Below are 23,451 nucleotides of genomic sequence, written 5' to 3' on the forward strand. Positions count from 1 at the left end.
GGGAAGTAAACAGGTCCAGAATTAATTTATTTTAGCTGAGCACGTAGAAAATAAAAGGCGGGTAAAGTATAATTAATGGTAATTCAATTAGAAAATCTAAATGGCAGCGCTTGGAATTGTAATGGTTTATTTCATTTATGCGGTGCTGTGCTTATCAGCATTGTACGGAATAAAACGCTGGTTTAAAGTAAAATACCCTTCGGAAAAGCTACTTGCGCTTATGCAAATAAGTGTTAGTGCAGGACTGTTATTACTCTTGATAGGTTTGCGTTTTTACAACCATAAAAAGGAAGAAAACAGATTTATCGGCACTTATGCTCTAACTGCTTATCCTCAGTGTCCTAACTGCATACTGCATTTAAAACCTAATAATCAATACGAAGTTCATCAAGGTGATTTGATAAGAGAGCGGGGACCTTGGTATTACGAAAGTGGTGGCGACTATTGGATTACACATGTCGGTAATGCTGGGCAGCTAGGAAGTGGGAATTTTGAATACGACTCCAAAGCCAATGAAAATGGGTCCCAGAAACACGCAGAATAATTAGGCCAATCATACGCCTCGTCGCCCACCAGACCCGCCCCCAAATACCCCGCGCAACCAGCCCTGGGGCCCCGCCGCTAATCAAAAGTCGCCCAATCGTGGTTGCCCGGAAGCATGTCATTAACTCCGATAGATTCCCCATTGGCCTCCACCTCTAATCCGGCAGCACAAGCGCCAATTATCATTATTGGCGCCGGCCTAGCTGGCCTCACGGCGGCCCGGGCCCTTACGGCGGCTGGGCAGTCGGTGCGGGTGCTCGAAGCCCGTGACCGGGTGGGCGGCCGCACCCTGGCCGTACCGGCGCTGCCCGGGGCCCCCGCCGACGAGCACCTCGACCTGGGCGCCACCTGGGGCTGGGCGCACCACCCGTACCTGATGCGGCTGCTGGCCGAGCTGGGCACCCGGCCCTTCGTGCAGCCCAGCGCCGGGGCCACGGCCTACGAAACCGCCCAGGGCGTGCACCGCGTGCCCAACCCGTCGGGCTCGGCGGGGTACTTGCGCGTGGCGGGCGGGGCGGCGGCGCTCTGCCGCACCCTGGCCCGGCAGCTGCCGGCGGGCTGCCTGCACCTGGGGGCCCGGGTGGCGCAGCTGCGCCAGCTGCCCGGCCCGGACGGGGTGGAGGTGACGGTGGAGCAGGCCGGCCGCACGGAGCAGCACCGGGCCCCGGCCGTGGTGCTGCCGCCGCGCCTGGTGGCCCACAGCATCCGGTTTGTGCCCGCGCTGCCCGCGCCGCTGCGCCAGGCCATGCAGGCCGTGCCCACCTGGATGAGCCACGCCATGAAAAGTGTGGTGGTGTACGCCGCGCCGTTCTGGCGGGCGCAGGGCTGGTCGGGGTATGCGGTGAGCCAGGTGGGGCCCCTGGTCGAAATCCACGACGCCTCGCCGGCCACGGGCCCGCTAGGCGCGCTGTTCGGGTTTTTCGCCGCCGAAGACCCGTTGCGGGCCGCCCCGGTGGCCGAGCGGCAAGCCGTGGTACTGGCCCAGCTGGCCCGCGTGTTCGGCCCCGGGGCCCTCACCCCGCTGGCCTACCACGAGCTGGACTGGACCCGGGAGCCCCTGACCAGCGTGCCCGGCGACGCGCCCGCCCCGCCCGCAGTGCCGCTCCGGGGCCCCGCGCTGCTGCGCCAGCCGCACTGGGCCGGGGCCCTGCACTGGGCCGGCGCCGAAACCTCGCTCAGCGAGTGGGGCCGGCTCGACGGGGCCGTGGAATCGGGCCAGTGGGCCGCGGCGCAGGTGCTGCGGCAGCTGGCCGGGGCCCTCGTTTAGCTTGGTTTCCTGGCCTTTAGAACGATGTAGAGACGCATCTTTGCGTCTCAGGGTTGAACGGAGCCATTGGGCAGTACCCGGGCAAGTTGTTCAAGCCTGAGACGCAAGGACGCGTCTCTACCCCGTGCTATATTATCCAAACGGCCTTTTTAGGGCCCCTAAGCTGCTGAAGCCACAACTGCCGCCACGGAAACCAAGTGCTGCTGCCAGTCATTGCCAGAGGGTGGTCCCAAAGCGGTACCGGCCACGCTTTCGTCGGCTAGTAATGGACAGCTCACCCCAGAGTATTGGCGGTCAGGGCAATATTGACTGGACTCCGGGCCGCCCGGCACGCGGCCATCACGTGGCCACCGGGTGGCCTTGGCTACGGCCCGGCTACAGCGAAACCAGCCGGATTTTTACCCCCGGCTGAAACACGTCGAACCGCTCGCGGGGGCAGGCGAGCACGTCCAGGCAGTGGTGGTGGCGGCGGTTCATGGTGTCGTGCACCGTGTACACGCCGTCGAGGGTGGGCGAAATGCCCGCCACCCGCACCGTGTCGCCGTATTCAAAGGGGCCGCCCCAGCGCGTCAACAAGTCGTGCGAGAGGGCCAGCCAGCGGATGCGGCTGCTGTAGCCCGCCGGAATATTGGAGTTGTCGGCCGTCACGAACGGCTCGTCGTCGGTCTGGCCCGCCACAGCCGAGTAGGCCGTGGCCGTCACCGTGTACACGGGCCCGCGGGCCGCCAGCGCCTGCAACCCCGCCGGGCGGGGCCGGCGCTCCGGCTGAACGGCTGCGTGCGGCACCAAAACCGGTGCGGCCGTGGGGCCCGGGCGGGGCGGCAAGGTCCGGAAAAAATGCGCGCCAAGCCCCGTTACGGTCAATAAGCTACATCCTAATAGTTTAATACTGTTCACTCAATTACTAGTTGGTCAGCCATCTTTTGAGCCCGATGGAGTAGGCTAACCCCGACAATTAGGCCGAGGTAAAGCGCTTAACAATGAGTGGGATACAATGTGTTCAATAAAATAAGTAATAATTATAATTGAAAAAGCAATAAATGCTAATCAGTCGTTTAAGCCGCTTTTTTAACTGGCCCGGAGCCCTGATTTTTTTGCGCCGGGCCCTTCCGGCCCAGGGGGCCGGTTGGCTGCCGGCGCGGCGGGGCCCGGGCAGTGGGCCCGGGCCGGGAAGCGGGCCCACCGCTGCGGCAAGGGCGTTACCTTGCGGCTCGCCCGCGTGGGCAGCCCCGTTCAAACCCTCTTAGCTCATGCCGCCGCCCGAACGCCCCAGCAAGGACGCGCTGCACCCGCGCAACCGGCACCGGGGCCGCTACGATTTCCCACAACTAATAAAAAGTAGTCCGGCGCTGGCCGGCTTCGTGCGGGCCAATCCGTTCGGCGACCAGTCGGTGGATTTTGCCGACCCCGCCGCGGTGAAGGCCCTGAACCAGGCGCTGCTGCGGCATTTTTACGGCGTGGATTACTGGGACCTGCCGGCCGGCTACCTGTGCCCGCCCATTCCCGGCCGGGCCGATTACGTGCACCACGTGGCCGACTTGCTGGCCGCCCGCAACGGCGGCGCGGTGCCCCGGGGCCCCGGCGTGCGGGTGCTCGACGTGGGCGTGGGGGCCAACTGCATCTACCCCCTCATCGGCCACCACGAGTACGGCTGGCGCTTCGTGGGCTCGGACGTGGACGCCGGGGCCCTGCGCGCCGCCCAGCAAATTGTGGCCGCCAACGGGGCCCTGGCCGAGGCCATCGAATGCCGGCGGCAGCCCGACGCCCGCCGCGTGTTCGACGGCATCGTCCGGCCCGGCGAGGTGTTCGACGCCACGCTCTGCAACCCGCCGTTCCACGCCTCGGCGGCCGAAGCGGCGGCCGGCACCCGGCGCAAAACGGCCAACCTGGGCACCGCCCGGGGCCCCCGGCCGGTCCTGAACTTCGGGGGGCAACCCGCCGAGCTGTGGGCCCCGGGCGGCGAGGCCGCCTTCGTGGGCCACTTGGTGCGGGAAAGCCAGCAGCGCCCGGCCGCGTGCTTTTGGTACACCACGCTGATTTCGAAAAAGGAAACCCTGCCCGGCCTGCACCGCGCCCTGCACCGGGCCGGGGCCCTGGCGGTGCAAACCATCGACATGGCCCAGGGCCAGAAAAAAAGCCGCCTCGTGGCCTGGACGTTCCTCACGCCCGCCCAGCAGGCCGCCTGGCGGCAAGCGCGGTGGGACGGCGGTTAATGCGCCGGGGGCGAAGTTGATGCAAGCAGCAGGCTTAACCTCTTAATAAAAAAGTGGCGATAGTCTAAAACGGGGTGGTCCGGCGAATTGCCCGAAGGGCTTCGTCGGGCCACTCTGACCAAAAAACAGCAGCGCCAGGTTATAAATCAAGAGTGGTCCGACGACGGAAAAAGTCGCCGGACCACCCCGTTTTAGACCGCCGCCAAAAAGTGCCTCAGCTGGGCAGAACCGTTCTTTTTGCTGATTGTCAGAACAGGTCTGGCTGCTACACCACCGCCCGGAACAGCCGGTCCCAGCGCACGCGGTGCAGCAGGTCGGCGTTGGGGTCGAGCGAGAGCCAGATGAACAGGGCCTTGCCCACCACGTGGTCTTCGGGCACGAAGCCCCAGAAGCGCGAATCCTCGGAGTTGAGGCGGTTGTCGCCCATCATGAAGTAGTAGTTTTGCCGGATGGTGTAGCGCGTCAGCGGCCGGCCGTTTTGCTGAATCATGCCGTCGCGCCAGCTGATGTTTTCGTTGGGCTCGTACTGCGACACGATTTTGTAATAAATCGCCGCGTTGGCGGGCGTGAGGGCCACCACCTGGCCCTTTTTGGGCACCGGCAGCGGGCCGTAGCTGCCGAGCTGCCAACGGTGCGCCCCGGCGCTCTGGGCCCCGGAAACCCCGAAATCGGCCACGTCGGGGAAGAGCGCCGCCGCGGGCGCAAATTCCGTGAGCGCCGTGGCAAAGGGCTGCCGGCGCAAATCGGCGGCCACCGCGGCCGGGCAGCTGATGTAGTAGCCCAGCCGGCCGGTGGCGGGGTCGGTTTCGGCCGCGGGCACGCCGCCGGGCCGTTGGTAGTCGACCACGCCGCGGGCGTGCAGGGCCCGGCGCACGTCGTCGTTGGGCGCGGGCACGGCCAGGAAGTAGGTGGTTTGGGTGCGGGCCGGGGCCGCCAGCGGGCTGGGCCGGCCGTTGATGAACACCCGGCCGCGGCGCAGCTCCAGGGTGTCGCCGGCCACGGCCACGCAGCGCTTGATGTAGTTGGTGCGCAGGTCGGCCGGGTACTGCGGCTCGTGCGGCAGGTGGAACACCACCACGTCGTTGCGCCGGATGCGGCTGAAACCGGGAAAGCGGTAGGTGGGCAGCTGCACCAAGTCGGAGTACGACTTCAGCCCGAACAGCGGGTCCTTCTGGTGGGTAAGGGGGATTTGCAACGGCGTTTGCGGGGTAATGGGCCCGTAGTGCAGCTTGCTCACGGCGATGTACTCGCCCACCAGCACCGTGGGCTCCATGCTTTCGGAGGGGATGACGTAGGCCTCCACGGCCGACCAGCGAAAGAGCGAGGCCACCACCACCGCAAAGAGCAGCGAATCGGCCCACTGGCGGGCGGTGCTTTTGGGCGGGCGGGGCGCGGGGGCGGCGCGGCGGAACCGTTGGAAACGAGGGAAAAGCATGGCGTGGGGGGTGGCGTGAAAGATTTTGGCGAAGAACTAAAATAGCGCTATAATATTGTTGAACGCGCCGCCGCCAGCGCCCCGGGGCCGGGTAGGGGCCCGGGGCCGTACTTTCGCCTCCCACTTTCCGCTCCCCGCCCCCCTAAATGTCCCGCAAGCTTTGGGCGCTGCTCGTGGCCCTCGCGCTGCTGCTGGCGCTGGCCACCTACGTGTACTACCGCCGCACCGTGGCCGCCGAGCCGGTGGACGCCTACGCCCTGGTGCCCGACGACGCCGTGCTCGTGCTCACCACCCGCGACCACCCCGCCCTGGTGCGCCACTTGCAGGAAATCCAGCTCTGGGACAACCTCACGGCCGTGCGCTACGTGCAGCTGGCCGCCGGCCACCTGGCCGTGGCCGACAGCCTGGCCGGCGGCCACGGCCGCACCGGCAGCCTGCTGGACTTGCTGGGCCGCAAGCAGGTCGTGACTTCCGTGCACGTAACGGGCCCGGGCGCGTTCGACGTGCTCTACCAGGTGCCGCTGGCCTCGGTGCGCGAATACCGGCAGGCGCGGGGCCTGCTCGAAACCCTGGGCCGCGACCGGCGCTACCGCCTGCGCCAGCGCCTGCTCGACGGCCAGGCGCTGAGCGTGCTGACCGAGGTGCGCACCGAAAGCAGCCTGACGGTGTTCAACTACCGCAACCATTGGGTGTTGAGCACCAACGCCGCCCTGGTGGAAGCCGTGGTGCAACGCCTGCGCCACCCCCGGGCCCCCACCGTGCTGGCCCGCTTCGCCGACACCGACGTGCTGCGCGTGCCGGGCACCGACGCCGCGCTGTGGCTCAACTTCCGGCGCTTGCCGCAGCTGCTCGACGTGCTGTTCCGGCCCGAAACCCACGCCCGCTTCGACCCCCTGGCCACCCTGGCCGCCGACGGCCTGCTGGGCCTGAAGCTGGCCGGCCCCGTGGCCGAGCTGGCCGGCTTCGCCACCCCCGAAACCGCCCGGGGGGCCCTGCAAGCCCAGGTGCGCGGCCAGCCCGCCGAGCCCTTTGGGCTGGCGGGCGTGCTGCCCACGCGCACGGCGCTGGTGCTGCGGCTGGCCGTGCGCCCGCGGGCCCCGGCGGGCCCGGCCGCGGCCGACTCGGCGGGCCTGCGCACGGCCCTCGACAGCCTGGCGGCCAGCTTCGGCCCCGAAATGGCGGTGGCTTACCTGGCGGCCGCCGCGCCGGGGGCCGCGTCGGGGCGGCTGGCCTACCTGCGCTGCCCGGCCCCGGCCCGCACCGCCCGCTGGCTGGGCGAGGTGCGCCGCCGCACGGGCCAGTCGGCCGCCTTCACGCGGGTGGGGGGCTACGAAATGCACCCGCTGGGCGTGGCCATCGGCCAGCTGGTGAAGCCGCTTTTAGCCCCCGCCGCGCCCGGCGAGGCCGAGCCCGCCCCCGTGGGGGCCCTGGTGGACGGCTACCTGGTGCTGGCCGACGCCGCCACCCTGGGCGGGGCCCTGGCCGACGTGGCCGCCGGCCGCACCTGGGCCCGCTCGCCGGCCTACGCCGCCTTTTTGGCCCGCACGCTGCCCCGCGCCCGCCTGGGCCTCTACCTCGACACCCGCAACGCCTGGAACGGCCTGCTCGGGGCCCTCACCGAAGACCGCCGCGCCGGGCTGCTGCGCAACGAGGCCCTGTTCCAGCGCTTCCCGCAGCTGGCCTGGCAGCTGGTGCCCGCCCCCGACGAGGCCGCCCCCGGGGCCCGGTACTACGGCCGCCTGCTGCTGCACCGGCCCGGCGAAGGCGAGGGCGCGGCCGCCCTGGCCGGGGCGGCCGCGGGCCGGGGCCTGGCCTTCGGGGCCCCGCTGGTGGGCACGCCGCTGCTGCTGGCCGTGCCGGGCGCGCGCGCGCCGGCGGCCCTGGTGCAGGACTCGGCCGGGGTGGCCTACTTCGTAAGCCCCGACAACGGCGTGGTGTGGGCCGACTCGCTGGGGGCCCCGCTGGCGGGGGCCGCGCCGCTGCCCGCCGGCCCGGGCGCGCCCGGGGGCCTGGCGCTGGCCGCCGGCCCGCGCCTGCACCGCCTGGCCCTGGCCGACGGCCGCGAGGCCCCGCCCTTTCCCCTCAACCTGCCCGACACCGTGCGGGCCACCGCCCTGCAGGCCAGCGCCCCGGCGGCCGGGGCCCCGCGCCTGCTGGCCACCGCCGGGCCCCGGGCCCTGTTTCTGCTCGACGCCCAGGGCCGGCAGTACCCGGGCTGGGCCCCCAAGCGGCTCGATTTTCCGCTGGCCGGGGCCGCCGCGCTGCTGAGCGTGGGCGGGCGCGACGTGGTGGTGTGCCCGCTGCAAAACGGCTACGTCTACGCCTACGACCAGCGCGGGGGCCTGCTGCCGGGCTTTCCGCTGAGCGTGGGGGCCCGGCTGGCGGGCGGGCTGGCCGGGCCGGCGGGCAGCACGCTGGGCCGCACCCGCCTCACGGTCGTCAACCAGCACGGCGAGCTGGTCACCTTCACGCTGGTGGGCGACGTGGTGGCCCGCCGCCGGGTGGCCACCTGGAGCCGCACGGCCACTTTCCGGCTGGTGCCGGCGGCGGGCGGCGGCCGCACCTACGGCCTCACCCGCGAAGACGGCGGCCGCTACGATTTCTACCTGCCCCCCCGCGCCGCCCCGGTGGTGTCGCGGGCGTTTGTGACGTCGGGGCCCAAGCCGACGCAGTTTTTCGACTTCGGGGCCGGCGGGCAGCTGGTGGCCGTGGGCGAGCCGGGCCCCGGGCTGGCCTACGTGTTCGACGCCCGGGGGCAACTGCTGGGCGGGCAGCCCCTGGCCAGCACCGGCACCGGCGTGGGCCTGGCCTACAGCGCCCCCACCGGCACCTACCAGCTGGTGCACCTGGTGGGCCGCGAGCTGCGCCGCACCGAGCTGCGCCCCCCGCCGTAGCCGGGGGTGGAGCCGCCCGTCCGGCCCAGCCCGGAGCCGGCGGGGAAAAACGGTCCGTTGGACGAATTGCGCCGCTGGCACCCCCGGCCGCCGGTAATTTTCGTATCAGCAACCCGATATATGAATCCATCTGTTTCTTCCGCTCACCCCCCCGACGACGCCCCGGCGCGGATCGTGCTCATGGGGGCCGAAAGCACCGGCAAAACCACCCTCTGCCGCGCCCTGGCCGCCGCCTACAGCACCGTGTGGGTGCCCGAGTACGGCCGCCAGCTCACCGAAGAGAAAAACGGCGACATCAGCTACTCCGACCACCTGCGCATTGCCCAGCGCCACGTGGAACTCGAAGACGAGGTGATGGCCGAGGCCCGGCGGTTCCTCTTCGTCGACACCAGCGCCATCACCACGGCGCTCTACTCGTACTTCTACTACCAGGCCTGCGACCCGCGCCTGCTGGAAATGGTGCGGGCCTGCCGCGCCCGCTACGCCCACACCATCGTGTGCCAGCCGTCCATCCCGTTCGAGGCCGACGGCTGGCGCGGGCCCGAGGCCCTGCGCACCGTGCAGCAGGGCGCCACCCTCATGCAGCTCGATTTGCTCGGCATCCCCTACACCTGCGTCGAGGGCACGGTGGCCGAGCGCGTGCGCCAGGTGAAGGCCGTGCTGGGCAAGTGAGGAGGGGAATTAAAAATGGGGATGGAACAGTACACATGCTGCTCCATCCCCATTTTTAATTCATTATTTTTAATTAAAGTCAATCGTCGCTCGAGAGCCAGCCTTTGCGCCAGAAATAATAGAGCTGGCCGGCCACGATGAGCACCAGTATGACGAGTAGGATGGGGTAGCCCAGGGGCTTGTACAGCTCGGGCATGTTGAGGGGCAGCAGGTGGCCGTGGCCGTCGTCGTGCTGGAAGTTCATGCCGTAGAGGCCCACGATGAAGCTCAGCGGGATGAAGATGGAGCTGATGATGGTCAGCACCTTCATCACCTCGTTCATGCGGTTGCTCTGGTCGGAGAGGAACAGGTCGGCCAGGCTGCTGATGTTGTCGCGGTAGCTCTCGGCCAGGTCCAGGGCCTGGATGGCGTGGTCGTAGCAGTCGCGGTAGTACACCTTCACGGCCTCGGGCACGGCCTCGTCGGGCAGGCGCAGGATTTCCGCGATTTTGTCGCGCTCCGGGTACACCAGCCGCCGCAGGCGCACCACGTCCTTCTTCACCCGCAGGATGCGGCCCAGCAGGCGCCGCTCGCGCCGGGCCCCGAAAATGCCGTCTTCCAGCTCCTCGATGTAGTCGCCCACGGCGGCCATCGTGGGGTAGTAGTGGTCGAGCACCACGTCGGTGAGGGCGTAGGCCAGGTAAGCGCTGGGGCGCTGGCGCAGCTGGCTGTTGGCCACGCGCAGCCGGTTGCGCAGCACGTCGAGGCAGTCCTCGTAGTCGTCCTGAAACGTGAGTACGTAGTTGGGCCCCGTGAAGATGGAGAGCTGGTCGTCGTCGATTTCCAGGTCGGCGGTGAACTCGGCCATGCGCGAAACCAGGAACAGGCGGTTGTCGTCGAACACCTCCACCTTGGCCCGCTGGTCGTCGTTGAGCACGTCTTCCATCTGCAGCGGGTGCAGGTTAAAGTTTTCCATCAGCCGCTCGATGAGGGGCAGGTCGCCGTAGCCGCGCACATCGAGCCAGTACCGGCGCTCGGGCTGGGCCCGCACGGCGGCCAGCAGCTCGTCGTAGCGGCCCGTGTACTCGGCCTCGTCGCAGCCCTGGGCGTCGTAGAGCATCAGAAACAGGCGGGGCGGCGGCGCGTCGGGGCGCACGGTGAGGGTGCCGGGCTTTTGGCCCACCCGTTGGGTGCGGGCCTGGCGTTCGGCGGCGCGTTCGGCGGCGGGGGCGTCGGTGCGTTCGGCGGCGGGGGCGGCGGGGGGCGGGGCGGAAGGGGCCATGCGAAACGGAAGAGGGAAATGCGCCCGCAAAATACGCCCGCCGGGCAGCCGGGTTGGGCCGGGGCGCGGCGGGCCCGTACTTTGCCGGGCCCATCGCCGCCTGCCGTGTCCGCTTCCATGCCGTTTTCCGTTGCTGCTGCCGCTGCCGGGCCCGCCGGCGCGGGGCTGGCCGTGTGGGCCCCCGCGCCCGCGCCGGGGCCCGCCGCCCCGCGCCACCCGCTGGCCTTCGAGCCGCTGCTGTTCCTGCGGCCCGCGCACCAGGCCCTGCAACCCCCGGCGGGCCCCGTGCTCAGCTTTTACTTGGAAGACGCCGCCCGGGGCCGCACCGTGGGCCAGCTGTTTGTGGTGCTGGACGCCGCCACCGGCCGGGCCCGCAGCCCGGGGCAGGCCCCGTTCGGGGCAGTGCAGCTGGCGGCCGGCCTGGGCGCGGCGGCTGTGCACCCGCTGCTCGAAGCGGCCGAAGCGGCCTTGCGGGGCCTCGGCCAGCGGCGGCTGGCGCTGCGCGGCCACCCGTTTTGCTACGGCCCCGCCGGGGCCGCCGCCCAGGCCGAGGCCCTGGCGCAGCGCGGCTACCGGGTGGCCCTGGCCGAGCAGAACTACCACCTCGACCTGGCCCGCGCCTACGCCGCCGGCCTGCACCCCTCGGAGCGCCGCCGCCTGCACAAGTGCGCCCGCCACGGCCTGGTGGTGGAGCAGGAGCACCGCTGGTTTCTGCCCCGGGCCCACGCCTTCCTCAGCGCGTGCCGGCAGGAGCGGGGGCAGGCCCCGCCGCTGCCCCTGGCGCGGCTGGAGGCCCTGTTCGAGGCGTTCCCCGACGACCACTTCCTGTTTTCGGTGCGGGGCCCCGGCGGCGAGTGGGCGGCCCTCGCGGTGGCCGTGCGCGTGAGCGAGCGGGTGCTCTACAACTTCTACCCCGCCAGCCCCCTCAGCCAGAACGCGCTGAGCCCCGTGGTGCTCCTCAACGAGGGCCTGCACGCCTTCGGGCGGGCCAGCGGGATGGCGGTGCTCGACCTGGGCACGTCCACGCTGCCCACGGGCCCCAACGCTTCGCTGCTGCGCTTCAAGCGCCACCTCGGGGGCACGGCCGGCCTGCGCCTGAGCTGGGAAAAGGACCTGTGAAGTAAGGCGGCGGGGCAGGGGCTTGCCTCGCCTGGTGCGGAGCGAGCGGCGTGCCCTGGCCGGAGCGCTGCGTGACTGCTGACGGGAAAAGGTTTTCCTGTGGGGGGCGGTGGCTTTCCTGCCACGCGTTTGGTCGAGTGCCGGGGGCTGTTCGGAGGGCATCGATAAACGGTTGGGTGCTGCGGCCGGTTGGGAAGCCCCGGCCGTATCGTTCTTTACGGGCCCGCGTTTTCATGCCCCCGGATTTGCCCCTTCGCCCTGCTCCGCTGCTGCGCCGCGCCGCCGCTCCCTGGCGGGGCTTCGTGCGCGGCTCCCTGACCACCGCCGTGGGCCTGGCCGCGCGGGCCGCGGGGGCGGTGGTGGTGGGCAAGCTGGTGGCCACTTACGCCCCGGTGGGGGGGCTCACGGCGTTTTCGCAGGTGCAGAGCATCATGGCCCTGCTCACCACCCTGGCCGTGGACGGCACCCACGTGGGCCTGGTGAAGTACCTCGCTCCGCTGCGCCCCGGCAGCCCCCGCTACCGGGCCTGGCTGGGCGCGGCTGCTGCCCTGAACGCGGGGGCCCTGCTGCTGGGCGCGGCCGGGCTGGCGCTGTGGCCGGGGCTGGCCGCGGGCCAGGGGCAGCGGGCCGTGCTGGTGGGCGGCGTGGCCCTGGGCACGGCGCAGGCCCTGCTGGGCACGGCGCTGCTGGCCGCCGGCGAGCTGCGCGCGTTCGTGGCACTGGCGGTGGCGGTGGCCGCCCTGGGCACCGGGGCCGTGGCGGCGGGCCTGGGGCCGGGGCGCAGCTGGCCGCTGCCCACGGTGCTGCTGGCCTACGTGGTGGGCCAGGGCCTGGCCGTGGTGCCGGCCCTGGCGCTGGCCGCCCGCGCCGGGGTGCTCCGGGGCCTGGGCCGGCGGTGGGTGGCCCGGCCCAGCCGGGCGGCCCTGCGCGGCCTGGCCCGGTTCGGGCTGATGGCCGTGGGCAACATCTTCTTCGGCCGGGCCGTGGACATGGCCGTGCGGGCCCTGCTGCTGGCCCGCTTCGGCCCGGCCCGGGCCGACGTGTGGCAGGCCGCCGCCAAGCTCTCCGACAACTACTCGATGGTGGTGGCCGCCGTGCTCAGCAGCGTGTTTTACCCGCGGCTGGCGGCGCTGGCGGGGCAGCCGGCCGCGGCCCGCCGCTACCTGCGCGGCGTGCTGGCCCTGCTGGCCCCGGGGCTGGCGCTCGGGCTGGGGGCCCTGTTCGTGGCCCGCGACCAGCTGCTGCCGCTGCTGTTTGCCCCGCGCCTGCTGGCCGCCCGCGCCCTGCTGGCCCCCCAGATGCTGGGCGACTGGGCCAAGTTCCTGAGCTGGGTGTTCATCTTTCAGCTCACGGCCCGGGCCCGCGCGGGGCGCTACGTGGCCGTGCAGGCCGTTTCGGCGGGGCTCTACGCCGCGCTGCTGGCCGGGCTGCTGCCGGCGCTGGGCCTGGCCGGGGCCGTGTGGGCCCACGCCCTGCGCTACGGGCTGCTGCTGCTGGGGTGCGTGTTTTTCCAGCTGCGGGCCGGGCGCGCGCGGGAGGCGCAAGGGGTGGGCAACGACGGGCAAATAGCATGAAGGCCTATTTTTGAAAGCATTTCCCGCCCCCTCACTCCCCCCGCCATCTCTCCCGCCGCCCGCCCTGCTTCCCAACCCCCGGCCGTGACGGTGGTGGCCCTGTGCCACAACCACGCGCCGTTCCTGCGCGAGGCGCTGGACTCGGTGGCGGCCCAAACCTACCCGCACCTGGAGGTGTGGCTCGTGGACGACGCCAGCACCGACGGCAGCCCGGCCATCCTGCGCGCGTACGCCGCCGCGCACCCGGCCTGGCACCTGCTGCTGCTGCCCGACAACGTGGGCAACTGCCGGGCCTTCAACCAGGCGTTTCGGCAGAGCCGCGGGGAGTTCGTGCTCGATTTTGCCACCGACGACGTGCTGCTGCCCGACCGCCTGGCCCGGCAGGTGGCCCAGTTCCAGGCCCTCGACGCGAGCTACGGCGTGGTGTATTCCAACGCCGAGCTGATCGACGAGCAGGGCCGCGCATTGGGCCTTCATCATTACCCCGGGGCCCCCGTCCGCCTGCGCCCGGCCAGCGGCTGGGTGTTGGCCGACGTGCTAGCCCGCTACTTCATCAGCACGCCCACCATGCTCATGCGCCGCGCCTGCCTGCTCGGCCTGGGCGGCTACGACGAAGCCCTGGCCTACGAGGACTTTGATTTCTGGGTGCGGGCCAGCCGCGACTGGCAGTTCGACTACCTCGACGCCGTGACGACCCGCAAGCGCCTGCACCCCCGCGCCATGTCGGCCCGCGCCTACCGCCCCCGCGACCCGTACCTGGCCTCCACCATCGCCGTGTGCGCCAAGGCCCTGGCCCTGTGCCGCACCGCGCCCGAGCGGGCCGCCCTGGCCGTGCGCCTGCGCTGGGAGCTGCGCCAGGCCGTGCGCCGCGCCCGCCACCCCGAGGCCCGGGCTCTGTTCGCCCTGCTCCGGCAGGTGGCCGCCCCCGCGCCGGCCGACCGCCTCCTGGCCGCCTGGAGCCGCCTGCGCGGCGGCCGCGCGTAGCTTTGGCCGCCCCATTCTAATCCGTCCCCCCGCCCCGTGTTTGCCCGTCGTTCCGTTCGCGTAGTACCACTGCCGCTGGGCCTGGCGCTGGCCGTGGCGGCCGGCCTGGGCAGCTACTACGAAACCAACGACGAAGGGGCCCTGGCCTGGCTGTTCGGCGGCGTGGCGGCGGCGGGGCCGGTGCCGGCGGTGGCCCTCTATTTCCACGGCTACGGCCACGCGCTGGCCGCCGCCTACGCGGCCGCCCCGGCCGGGCCCTGGCTGGGCCTGCTGCTGGCGGCGCTGCTGGCGCTGGCCACGGTGGGGGCGTTTGACGTGCTGGACGCGCTGCTCGGGCCCTGGCTGCGGCCGGGGCCCCGGGCGGGGGCGCTGGCGGTTTTTTTTGGCGCGGGCTGGCTCGAGCACTGGCTGTGGTTCAGCCACGTGCGGGTGGCGGCGCTGCTGGCGGGGGCCGCCCTGCTGTGGGCGGCGCGGCGGCCGGGGCGGCGCGGGCCGCTGCTGCTGGGGCTGGCCGCGCTGCTGGCCGCGTGGCTGCTGCGGCCGGGCGTGGCGGCGCTGGGCGCGGCGGCGGCGGTGCCCGGTGTGCTGCTGCTGGCCGGCGGCTGGCGGCGGGCCGCGCCGCTGCTGCTGGGGGCCGGGCTGTTGCTGGCCGGGGCCACGGCCCTCGAAACCCTGGGCCAGTCGGCCGCCGGGGCCCGCACCCGCGCCTATGATACGCTGCTGGCCCAGGTGCTCGACTACGAGCAGCTGCAACCCGCGCCGCGCACCGCCGCCGACCGCCTCGGCGTGGCCGCCACGCGCCTCTGGCTGCTCGGCGACTCCACCGCCACCAACCCCGCCCTCTACCGCCGCGCCTACCGCTTCGAGGCGGCTACCTTTTTTGGGCGCACCGTGCCGGCCAAGCTGGCCGAGCGCCTGCCGCTGCTGGCCCGCGACTACTTCCCGCTGCTGCTGGCCCTGGCCGCGAGCTGGGCGCTGGCGCGGCGGCGCGGCCCCGCCCGCGGCCGGGGCTTCTGGGGGGTGCAAGCGGCCTTTGCCGGGGCCCTGCTGCTGCTGGCCGGGGCCCTGAAGCTGCCGCCCCGCCTGGCCCTGCCGCTGCTCGATTTCTGGCTGCTGAACAACCTGATATTTTTGCTGGCCAGCCCGTCGGAGCCGCCTGTTTTGGGGCTGCCAGGTGGGGGGCTCCCGGGGCCGCGCTACGCGTTGGGCGTGGTCGTGGCGCTGGTGCTGGCGGCCTACGCGGCCAAAACCGCGCACCGCTGCCTGGTGCTGGGGTTGGAGCGGGCCCGCCACGAGCGCACCCTGGCCGAGCTGGCCCGGCGCACCGCCGGCCGCCCCCGCGTGCTGGCCGGCACCACCGAGTTGCTCAAAAGCCTCTCGCCCTTCCGCAGCTACGCGCTGGGCCCCGGGGCCGTGCTGGGCCTGAGCGGCTGGCCCGCGCACGACGCCTCGCAGCCGGCGCTGCGGCGGGCCCTCACCGGGGCCCCGGGCCAGGCCGAGGCCCTGCGCCGCCTGGCCCGGCGGCCACCCCCCGGCGCGGCGTGGGTGCTGGCCGCGCCCGAAGCGGCGTGGCTGAACGCGGCGGCGCGGCGGGGGCCGCCCGGCCAGCGGTGGGCCCTGCGCCCCGGGCCCGCGCTGGCCACCGATTCGAGCCTGCGCTTCTACCGGCCCGGCCCGTCGTTTTGAGGTCCTGGCTCATCCGAGAGGGAGCTTGGGCTCGTATAAGCCATAATATTGTACCCCGCTGAATAGCCCAGCAGTGGACCTTTGCAGTCCCGAAAACAGTTACTTCATTATTATCACACGTTTTCGCTTCCACCCCCCATGCTTAGCACCACGATGATTTCGCGCGGCGAGGTCTTGCAACACCTCGAAGGCTACCTCAAGGAAAACATCTACACCTTTCTCAAAAAAGTGGAGGACAGCTGGCAACCCGCTGATTACCTGCCCGATTCGCGCCGTGACACGTTTTTCGACGAAGTGCGCGACTTGCGCGAGAAGGCCGGCAACCTGAGCTACGACCTGCTGGCCGTGCTCATCGGCGACACCATCACCGAGGAGGCCTTGCCTAACTACGAGGCGTGGTTCCACGAGCTGGACGACTTGAACCGCGACAACAACAACGGCTGGGCCCAGTGGATTCGGGGCTGGACGGCCGAGGAAAACCGCCACGGCGACCTGCTCAACCGCTACCTCTACCTCAGCGGCCGCGTGAACATGCGCGAATTTGAGATGAGCACCCAGTACCTCATCAACGATGGTTTCGACCTGGGCACGGCCCACGACCCGTACCGCGCCTTCGTGTACACGAGCTACCAGGAAATGGCCACCAACATCTCGCACCGCCGCGTGGGCCAGCTCGCCCGCACCGCCGGCGACGACGGCCTCTCCAAAATCTGCGGCATGATTGCCGGCGACGAAAACCGCCACGCCCGCGCCTACAAAACCTTCGTGGAGAAGATCTTTGAGGTGGACCCCTCGGAGATGATGCTGGCCTTCGAAGACATGATGCGCAAGAAAATCGTGATGCCCGCCCACTACATGCGCGAGTTGGGCATCGACATGGGCAAAACCTACGGCCATTTCACCGACGCCGCCCAGCGCTTGGGCGTGTACACCAGCGCCGACTACACCGACATCCTCGACACGCTGCTCAGCGACTGGAAAATCGGCAGCATCGGCGGCCTCACCGGCCCCGCCGAGAAGGCCCGCGACTACGTGATGGCCCTGCCCGCCCGCCTGCGCCGCGTGAGCGACCGCATGGCAGTGCCCAAGCTGGAATACAAGTTCAAGTGGATTTCGTAGCGCCGCGCTGCCGGCCTCAGTTATCATCAGAAAAGCCGTTTCCTGGGTAGGAAACGGCTTTTTTCGTTTAAAATTACCCGGTTTGTTCCTGCCAAGCAGCAAAACGACGGTCATGCCGAGCGCAACCGAGGCATGACCGTCGTTTTGCTGCTTGGCAGGAACAAACCGGGTACCTGCCAAATGCCCTGTTTACTCTACTAGCTGACCTTCACGCCTTTCCAGAAGGCGACGTAGCCCTTGATGTTTTGGGCGGCGTCTTTGGGCGTGGGGTAGTACCAAGCGGCGTCCTTGTTTTGCTCGCCGTTCACGCGCAGCGAGTAGTAGCTGGCCTGGCCCTTCCAGGGGCAGGAAGTGTGGGCGATGCTGTCCTCAAAAAATTCTTTTTTGAGGGAATCGGCGGGGAAGTAGTGATTGTTTTCGACCACTACGGTGGCGTCGCTCTCGGCCACGACGGTGTTGTTCCAAACGGCTTTCATATCATTTAACAGTTAACAGTTGTCATTTAACACCCAAACGGCGCGGGCGTTTCCTTGGTACGCAGAGGCTGTTGGAATGGGTAGCAGCCGGGCTGCGCTGGCATTGAACATCCACGCCCGCTCAGGTGTTTGCCAACCGCCACCTGAGCGCCTACGCCCTCCGGGCGTTAAATGATAACTGCTAACTGTTAAATGATATGGCTACTGGCTTCCGCTTCCGCGATTTTGTACCCGAAGACCAGCCCGAAAAGGGCTTTGAATCGTTGTTTAAGCTGTTCATGCAGCTCGTCACCATCACCAGCGGCGACGTGGGCGAGGCCTTGTCCTGGCTCAACGAGCTGGACAAGCAGTACGGCCTCACCGACGACGGCTACGGCATGGGCAACTTCATCGACGACCTGAAAAAGAAAGGCTACATCGACGAGGACGAGCAGAAAAAAGGCGAGTTTAAAATCACCGCCAAGTCGGAGCAGAAAATCCGCAAGTCGGCCCTGGAGGAGATTTTTGGCAAGCTCAAAAAGAGCAGTACCGGCAACCACCGCACGCCCCACACCGGGCAGGGCGACGAGCAGAGCACCGACCTGCGCGAGTTCCGTTTCGGCGACTCGCTGGAATCGATTCAGATGACCGAGTCCATCCGCAACGCCCAGCTCAACCACGGCATGGACGACGACAACTTCATGCTGACCGAGGGCGACCTGGAAGTGCGCGAAAACGAGCACAAGAGCCAGACCAGCACGGTGCTGATGATTGACATCTCGCACTCGATGATTCTTTACGGAGAGGACCGCATCACGCCCGCCAAAAAAGTGGCCATGGCCCTGGCCGAGCTGGTGAAGCAGAAGTACCCCAAGGATTTCCTCGACGTGATTGTGTTCGGCAACGACGCCTGGCAGATTGAGGTGAAGGACCTGCCCTACCTGCAAGTGGGGCCCTACCACACCAACACCGTGGCCGGCCTGGAGCTGGCGATGGACCTGCTGCGCAAGCGCAAAACGCCCAACAAGCAGATTTTCATGATCACCGACGGCAAGCCCACGTGCTTGAAAGAGGGCAACGGCTACTACAAGAACAGCTTCGGCCTCGACCGCAAGGTGGTGAACAAGACGCTGAACATCGCCGCCGCCGCCCGCCGCGTGAAAATCCCCATCACCACGTTCATGATTACCTCCGACCCTTACCTCAAGCAGTTCGTGGAGGAGTTCACGGAGGTGAACCAGGGCAAGGCCTACTACAGCGGCCTGAAGGGCCTGGGCCACCTGGTGTTTGAAGATTACAAAAAGAACCGCCGCAAGACGCTCTAGATTAGGACGATGGAATGTCTAAAACGCCGGACTTAGGCAACGCCTAGGTCCGGCGTTTTGCTTGTACTGCTAGTGCAGTGCCCGTTTTTTCAGCTGTTCATGGCGCGGCGCAGTCATTGCCTTGGTCGCTGTTGCCGCTGGTTCCAGGCTGGCCAGTCGCACGGCTTCGTAAAGGTTCACCACGCCGCCGGCCCGCGAGAGGGTAGCGAAATCCACTAGCTGCCTGGTACCGGGCCGTAGCACCTGCGTGTGAACGGGCGTGGCCGAAGCCATAATTAGGCGCTTGAGGTCGGCCGGAGTAAGCTGGGGGAAATAGGTTTTGAGCACGGCCGCGATGCCGGCCACTACCGGCGTGGCCATGCTGGTGCCGCTCATGGGGCGGTAGCCATTGCCGGGGTAGGTGGATACGATGCCGAGGCCTGGCGCGAACACGTCTACCGATTGGCGGCCGTAGTTGGAAAACGACGCGGGCAGGTGCTCATCGTTGCTCTGGGCACTGGCCCCCACGGTCAGCAGGTTCGGAATTAATTGGCCGTTGAGGTAGCGGCCGGTGGGGTATTGCAGCGTACTGTCGGTGTTGAGTTGGTCGTTGCCGGCCGCGTGAACCAGTAGCACACCGTGGGCATCGGCGTAGCGCATGGCCTCGTCCACGGTGGCTTTTTCGGGCGAAAAGTATTTGCTGAAGCTCATGCTGATGATTTTCGCGCCGTTGTCCACGGCGTAGCGGATGGCGTTGGCTACGTCTTTGTCGCGCTCGTCGCCGTTGGGCACGGCCCGCACGCTCAGGATGCGCACGTGGCCGGCCACACCCTGCACGCCGAGGTTGTTGCCGCGGTCGGCGGCGATGATGCCCGCGCAGTGGGTGCCGTGGTCAATGCCCTGCACGCCCAGGCCGCCGGCCACGTTGCCATTGCCGTAGTGCCGCTCGGTGAGGTCGGCCGGGTGGTCGCCCACCAGCGGTTGCGGGTCGTAGGTGAGGTTATAGCCGTAGGCGAGGCGGTCTTGCAGCGACCCCAGATACCGGCGCAGGCCACTGAGCAGCGAGTCGGTATTGGGTAGCTGGCGCACGCCCGGCCGCCGCAGTTCCTGGTAGTACCCGGCGGCCTGCCGCACCAGGGCCGTGTCGGCGGTGGGCGGGTGGTGCAGCAGGGCCGAGTCGAGCACGGCCACGCCCAGCGCCTTTTTGAGGGCGGCCGTGCTGGCTTCCGCCTGGGTCAGTACCGCACCAAATTGCGCGTAGGTTTCCGCGTGCTCGGCCCGTTTGGTGGTATAGCTCCGTTTGGCCCGCTCATACAGCCGAAACTCGGCCCGTTGCGCCGGGGGCACGGTGGCCAGCGTTTTGCCCTCGTAGCGGGGCCGCAGCCGGGCGTAGAGGCGGGTTTCTTCGGCCTGGTTGAAAAACACGTTGCGCCCGTCGGCACCGCCCAGGTAGTTCCAGCCGTACAGGTCGTCGGCGTAGCCGTTGTGGTCGTCGTCGCGGCCGTTGCCGGGCACCTCGCCAGGATTGTGCCAGAGCACGGCGCGCAAATCGGCGTGCGTGGTGTCGGTGCCGCCGTCGACAACGGCCACGATTACCGGCCGGGCAGTTGGGCGCAGGCCCTGCGCCCGCAGCCATTCATAGGCCCGGTTCGTGCTGATGCCCATCACCTTGTCGGCAGCCGGGTCGAGGTGGTGCCATTGCGTTAGGGAAGTCTGGGCCTGCCCCGCCAGCGCTAACAGGCTGCAAGCAACCAGTAATAAGGGAGAAGTGGAGTGCATAGGTAAGCGGAGCGTGGGCGAATGGATGGGCACCACCTGCTTCCGACAGAAGCAGTTCGTGGAAGAATCTATGGAAGTAAACCAAAGCAAAGCCTGCTACCGCGGCCTAAAAGGCCTGGGCTACTGGTGTTCGAAGGCTACAAGCCCAACCGGCGCAAGACGCCGCAATGGGGCTATGGGCATCGAAAGGCCCCCGCGTGCCGCACACGAAAAACTTTTCCCGAGGCCCGGAACCATAGGCCCTAACGCGCGGCCACTGGCTGGCCGTCCTTGGGAATGGCATTTTTAATTTTGGGCACCGACTGTAAATAGGCATAAATGCCCTGCACTTCCTCGTCGGTCATGGCCGAAAACACGGGCATGGGAGAACGGGTGGGGCCGTGGGGGCTCTGCCCGAAGCGCAGGGTGGCGGCCAGCTGCGCGGGCGTCCAGTCGCCGATGCCCGTGTCCTGGTCGCCGGTGATGTTGGCCGAGTGAATAAGCCGGCCCTGGCGGTCGTGGAACGCGGTGCCGCCCCCGAGGTAGCCCGCCGACTGCTCGGGGTGCAGTTCCTGGTTGGTCTCGTGCGATTGGGAGTGGCACTGAAAGCACACGTAGCGGCCCGTTACCAGGTACTGCCCGTAGGCCAGGGCGGGGGTGGGGGCCGGCGTGGGCCGCGGACCGGGCCGCAGCGGCGAAGGCTTCATCACGGTGTGCGTCAGTATTTTCAATAAAAAAGAGGGCGCTTGCGCGGGCGTGGGGGTGGCATCGGCTTGCACTGAAGGGTCGGCCGAATGCAAAAAGGCCAGCACGGCTTGCAAGTCAGCGTCCGAGAGGTGCACGAAGTGGGGCATGATGACGCGGTAGCGGCCATCGCGCCCGATGCCTGTGCGCAAGACGGCGGCCAGCTCGTTGTCGGTCCAGGCCGCAATGCCGTGGGCGGTGTCCTGGGTAATGTTGGGCGAATAGAGGTGCCCCAGGCCAGGAAACACGTCCGTCAGCGGTGCGCCGCTGAGGCGGTTGGTCTTGGGGTTGCGGTGGCAAGCCGCGCAGTTGGCCCGTACCATGCTGCCGCCCAGCGCCAGTTGGGCCGGGGTGCCGGTGGGCATCGCGGGTGGGGCAGCCACGGCCGGCACATCGTAGTGCGGAATGCCGCGCACGGCCACAAACAACCCGAAGCCCACCACGGCTACCACCGCCAAGCCCAGCAGCAAGCCCAGCGTTCGTAAGATACGTTTCATAAGCCAGCGTCGGAAAAAGTTGGATGGTGGTCTAGAACGGGGTGGTCCGGCAACTTTTCTGTCGTCGGGCCACTCTGACAATAACCCGGAGCCGATGTTTATGGGTAAGAGTGGCCCGACGACAGAAAAGTCGCCGGACCACCCCGTTTTAGACCACCGTCAAAAGCTGATAATAATTTATTTATTGCAATTAACGCATATTAACTTGAATCGTTGGTATTTTTTCCTCTTTTGTTTCTGCTTCCACACTTTCGGGGCCCCGCCGGTCGAGCCGTGAACCTCCGCCCCGCTTTCCCGGTTAAAGCCCCCGGGAAGCCCCTTTCCCTTAAGCCGCCCTTATGCAACACGAAACCATCCGCACCCTGGGCCAGCTCCGCGCCAGTGGTTACAAGCCCCGCACCGTCAAGCAAGAGTTGCGCGAGAACCTGATTCGGAAGCTGCGCGTCAAAGAAGAAGTATTCCCCGGCATTTTTGGCTACGACGAAACGGTGATTCCCGAGTTGCAGCGGGCCATCCTGGCCGGGCACCACATCAACCTGCTGGGCCTGCGCGGCCAGGCCAAAACCCGCATTGCGCGGCTGCTGATTAACTTATTGGACGAGTGGATGCCCGTCGTGGCCGGCTCCGAGCTAAACGACGACCCGCTGCAGCCGCTGTCGGTGTTTGCCAAAAACCTGATTGCCGAGCACGGCGACGCCACCCCCGTGGCTTGGATGCACCGCAACGACCGCTACACCGAGAAGCTGGCGACGCCCGACGTGAGCGTGGCCGACCTCATCGGCGACGCCGACCCCATCAAAGCCGCCACGCTGAAGCTGCCGTATTCCGACGAGCGGGTGATTCACTTCGGCCTGATTCCCAGGGCCCACCGCGGCATTTTCGTCATCAACGAGCTGCCCGACTTGCAGGCCCGCATCCAGGTGTCGTTGTTCAACATCTTGCAGGAAGGCGACATCCAGATTCGCGGCTTCAAGGTGCGCTTGCCGCTCGATATCCAGTTCGTGTTTACGGCCAACCCAGAGGACTACACCAACCGGGGCTCCATCGTGACGCCGCTCAAGGACCGGATTGACGCCCAGATCATTACCCACTACCCGAAGTCCATCGAAATCGGCAAGCGCATCACCAAGCAGGAAGCCCGCATCAAGGAGGACCAGAAAGGGATGGTGACGACCAACGAAATCACCCACGACCTGGTGGAGCAGGTGGCCATCGAGGCCCGCGGCTCCGAGTTCGTGGACGCCAAGAGCGGCGTGTCGGCCCGCCTCACCATCTCGGCCTACGAGCAGGTGGTGGCCGGGGCCGAGCGCCGGGCCCTGATCAACGGCGAAAAGCACACCTACGTGCGCGTGGGCGACTTCATCTCGGCCGTGCCCGCCATCACCGGCAAGGTGGAGCTGGTGTACGAAGGCGAGCAGGAGGGGGCCGGCATCGTGGCCGAGAAGCTCATGGGCAAGGCCATCCGCACCCTGTTCCTGAACTACTTCCCCGACCCCGACAAGTCCAAGAAGCTCAAAAACCGCGTGTCGCCCTACAAAACGGTGCAGGAGTGGTTCGGCAGCGGCAACACCCTGGACCTGCTCTACGACACGCCCACGCCGGCCTACCGCGCCGCCCTCGACCAGGTGCCCGGCCTGCGCGACATCGTGACGGAGCTGCACCCCAAGGAAACCGCCGACATGACGTATTTCCTGATGGAATTCCTGCTGCACGGCCTGGCCGAGCACAGCCTGATTTCGCGCAACCGCCTCACCGCCGGGGCCCAGTTCAAGGACCTGCTGGCCTCGATGTTCACCATGCCCACCTTTGGGGACGATGAGGACGAGGACGAGGAGGAAGAGAAGCCGCGCCGCCGGCGGTAGGGGCTTCGCACAGATAGAGAAGCCCCGCGCACTGTAGAGTGCGCGGGGCTTTTGGTTTGAATGG

At 68.2% G+C, this 23,451-nt stretch carries 18 protein-coding genes; 12 read left to right on the forward strand and 6 right to left on the reverse strand.

From position 1 onward, the window contains the following. Positions 1-100 precede the first annotated feature (100 nt). Both HNP98_RS03060 and HNP98_RS03065 read left to right on the forward strand, forming a co-directional pair. A complete protein-coding gene (locus tag HNP98_RS03060; protein WP_173808576.1) occupies positions 101-544 on the forward strand; it encodes a hypothetical protein in 444 nt (147 codons plus the stop codon). A gap of 141 nt (positions 545-685) precedes the next feature. Further along, on the forward strand, positions 686-1,810 hold the full coding sequence (locus HNP98_RS03065) for a flavin monoamine oxidase family protein (RefSeq protein ID WP_317171031.1): 1,125 nt from the start codon (positions 686-688) through the stop codon (positions 1,808-1,810). A 375-nt stretch (positions 1,811-2,185) separates the two neighbouring features. On the opposite strand, the gene HNP98_RS03070 is transcribed toward HNP98_RS03065, so the two are convergent. Continuing rightward, positions 2,186-2,635, reverse strand: coding sequence for an RlpA-like double-psi beta-barrel domain-containing protein (locus HNP98_RS03070; RefSeq protein ID WP_173808578.1), 450 nt, complete (start codon positions 2,633-2,635; stop codon positions 2,186-2,188). Between the two features lie 425 nt (positions 2,636-3,060). On the opposite strand from HNP98_RS03070, the gene rlmF reads away from it, so the two are divergent. Further along, the gene (gene rlmF / locus HNP98_RS03075) at positions 3,061-4,023 is read left to right on the forward strand and encodes a 23S rRNA (adenine(1618)-N(6))-methyltransferase RlmF (RefSeq protein ID WP_173808579.1); all 963 of its coding nucleotides are present in this window, start codon (positions 3,061-3,063) and stop codon (positions 4,021-4,023) included. A 265-nt stretch (positions 4,024-4,288) separates the two neighbouring features. On the opposite strand, the gene lepB is transcribed toward rlmF, so the two are convergent. Further along, entirely contained in the window at positions 4,289-5,458 is a 1,170-nt protein-coding gene (lepB, locus tag HNP98_RS03080) for a signal peptidase I (RefSeq protein WP_173808580.1), read from the reverse strand. 146 nt (positions 5,459-5,604) lie between these two features. Between lepB and HNP98_RS03085 the strand changes: the two genes are divergently transcribed. Continuing rightward, on the forward strand, positions 5,605-8,352 hold the full coding sequence (locus tag HNP98_RS03085) for a hypothetical protein (protein WP_173808581.1): 2,748 nt from the start codon (positions 5,605-5,607) through the stop codon (positions 8,350-8,352). Positions 8,353-8,472: 120 nt separating this feature from the next. Then, entirely contained in the window at positions 8,473-9,024 is a 552-nt protein-coding gene (locus HNP98_RS03090; RefSeq protein ID WP_173808582.1) for an AAA family ATPase, read from the forward strand. 79 nt (positions 9,025-9,103) lie between these two features. Here HNP98_RS03090 and corA read toward each other — a convergent pair whose 3' ends face one another. After that, positions 9,104-10,285 carry a magnesium/cobalt transporter CorA gene (gene corA, locus HNP98_RS03095; RefSeq protein WP_173808583.1) on the reverse strand — a complete coding sequence of 394 codons (1,182 nt, stop codon included), beginning with the start codon at positions 10,283-10,285 and terminating at the stop codon, positions 9,104-9,106. A gap of 117 nt (positions 10,286-10,402) precedes the next feature. Here corA and HNP98_RS03100 point away from each other — a divergent pair, with 117 nt between their 5' ends. The 5 genes from HNP98_RS03100 to HNP98_RS03120 all read left to right on the forward strand — a co-directional run bounded on the left by HNP98_RS03100 (position 10,403) and on the right by HNP98_RS03120 (position 16,767). Next, positions 10,403-11,404, forward strand: a complete 1,002-nt coding sequence (locus tag HNP98_RS03100; protein ID WP_173808584.1) for a hypothetical protein — start codon at positions 10,403-10,405, stop codon at positions 11,402-11,404. A gap of 245 nt (positions 11,405-11,649) precedes the next feature. After that, positions 11,650-12,978: an MATE family efflux transporter gene (locus tag HNP98_RS03105; protein WP_173808585.1), complete on the forward strand. Its 1,329-nt coding sequence runs from the start codon at positions 11,650-11,652 to the stop codon at positions 12,976-12,978. 84 nt (positions 12,979-13,062) lie between these two features. After that, the gene (locus HNP98_RS22170; RefSeq protein ID WP_173808586.1) at positions 13,063-13,962 is read left to right on the forward strand and encodes a glycosyltransferase; all 900 of its coding nucleotides are present in this window, start codon (positions 13,063-13,065) and stop codon (positions 13,960-13,962) included. A gap of 36 nt (positions 13,963-13,998) precedes the next feature. Continuing rightward, on the forward strand, positions 13,999-15,648 hold the full coding sequence (locus HNP98_RS03115; protein ID WP_173808587.1) for a hypothetical protein: 1,650 nt from the start codon (positions 13,999-14,001) through the stop codon (positions 15,646-15,648). A gap of 138 nt (positions 15,649-15,786) precedes the next feature. Next, positions 15,787-16,767, forward strand: a complete 981-nt coding sequence (locus HNP98_RS03120) for an acyl-ACP desaturase (RefSeq protein WP_173808588.1) — start codon at positions 15,787-15,789, stop codon at positions 16,765-16,767. 197 nt (positions 16,768-16,964) lie between these two features. Here HNP98_RS03120 and HNP98_RS03125 read toward each other — a convergent pair whose 3' ends face one another. After that, positions 16,965-17,243: a DUF427 domain-containing protein gene (locus tag HNP98_RS03125; protein WP_173808589.1), complete on the reverse strand. Its 279-nt coding sequence runs from the start codon at positions 17,241-17,243 to the stop codon at positions 16,965-16,967. A gap of 197 nt (positions 17,244-17,440) precedes the next feature. On the opposite strand from HNP98_RS03125, the gene HNP98_RS03130 reads away from it, so the two are divergent. Further along, complete coding sequence (locus HNP98_RS03130; protein ID WP_173808590.1) at positions 17,441-18,547, forward strand: vWA domain-containing protein; 1,107 nt, start codon at positions 17,441-17,443, stop codon at positions 18,545-18,547. Between the two features lie 69 nt (positions 18,548-18,616). Here HNP98_RS03130 and HNP98_RS03135 read toward each other — a convergent pair whose 3' ends face one another. Next, positions 18,617-20,305, reverse strand: a complete 1,689-nt coding sequence (locus HNP98_RS03135; protein WP_173808591.1) for a S8 family peptidase — start codon at positions 20,303-20,305, stop codon at positions 18,617-18,619. Between the two features lie 242 nt (positions 20,306-20,547). After that, entirely contained in the window at positions 20,548-21,525 is a 978-nt protein-coding gene (locus HNP98_RS03140) for a c-type cytochrome (RefSeq protein WP_173808592.1), read from the reverse strand. Between the two features lie 338 nt (positions 21,526-21,863). On the opposite strand from HNP98_RS03140, the gene HNP98_RS03145 reads away from it, so the two are divergent. After that, positions 21,864-23,387, forward strand: coding sequence for a sigma 54-interacting transcriptional regulator (locus tag HNP98_RS03145; protein WP_173808593.1), 1,524 nt, complete (start codon positions 21,864-21,866; stop codon positions 23,385-23,387). Positions 23,388-23,451: the final 64 nt, after the last annotated feature.

This window comes from Hymenobacter caeli, assembly GCF_013294115.1.
Taxonomy (GTDB): Bacteria; Bacteroidota; Bacteroidia; order Cytophagales; family Hymenobacteraceae; genus Hymenobacter; species Hymenobacter caeli.

Bases quoted from the DNA above. Each gene is read 5' to 3' on its own strand.
- HNP98_RS03060 (WP_173808576.1), top strand. From the start codon at position 101: ATGGCAGCGCTTGGAATTGTAATGGTTTATTTCATTTATGCGGTGCTG.
- rlmF (WP_173808579.1), top strand. From the start codon at position 3,061: ATGCCGCCGCCCGAACGCCCCAGCAAGGACGCGCTGCACCCGCGCAAC.
- lepB (WP_173808580.1), bottom strand. From the start codon at position 5,458: ATGCTTTTCCCTCGTTTCCAACGGTTCCGCCGCGCCGCCCCCGCGCCC.
- HNP98_RS03085 (WP_173808581.1), top strand. From the start codon at position 5,605: ATGTCCCGCAAGCTTTGGGCGCTGCTCGTGGCCCTCGCGCTGCTGCTG.
- HNP98_RS03090 (WP_173808582.1), top strand. From the start codon at position 8,473: ATGAATCCATCTGTTTCTTCCGCTCACCCCCCCGACGACGCCCCGGCG.
- corA (WP_173808583.1), bottom strand. From the start codon at position 10,285: ATGGCCCCTTCCGCCCCGCCCCCCGCCGCCCCCGCCGCCGAACGCACC.
- HNP98_RS03100 (WP_173808584.1), top strand. From the start codon at position 10,403: ATGCCGTTTTCCGTTGCTGCTGCCGCTGCCGGGCCCGCCGGCGCGGGG.
- HNP98_RS03120 (WP_173808588.1), top strand. From the start codon at position 15,787: ATGCTTAGCACCACGATGATTTCGCGCGGCGAGGTCTTGCAACACCTC.
- HNP98_RS03125 (WP_173808589.1), bottom strand. From the start codon at position 17,243: ATGAAAGCCGTTTGGAACAACACCGTCGTGGCCGAGAGCGACGCCACC.
- HNP98_RS03130 (WP_173808590.1), top strand. From the start codon at position 17,441: ATGGCTACTGGCTTCCGCTTCCGCGATTTTGTACCCGAAGACCAGCCC.
- HNP98_RS03135 (WP_173808591.1), bottom strand. From the start codon at position 20,305: ATGCACTCCACTTCTCCCTTATTACTGGTTGCTTGCAGCCTGTTAGCG.
- HNP98_RS03140 (WP_173808592.1), bottom strand. From the start codon at position 21,525: ATGAAACGTATCTTACGAACGCTGGGCTTGCTGCTGGGCTTGGCGGTG.
- HNP98_RS03145 (WP_173808593.1), top strand. From the start codon at position 21,864: ATGCAACACGAAACCATCCGCACCCTGGGCCAGCTCCGCGCCAGTGGT.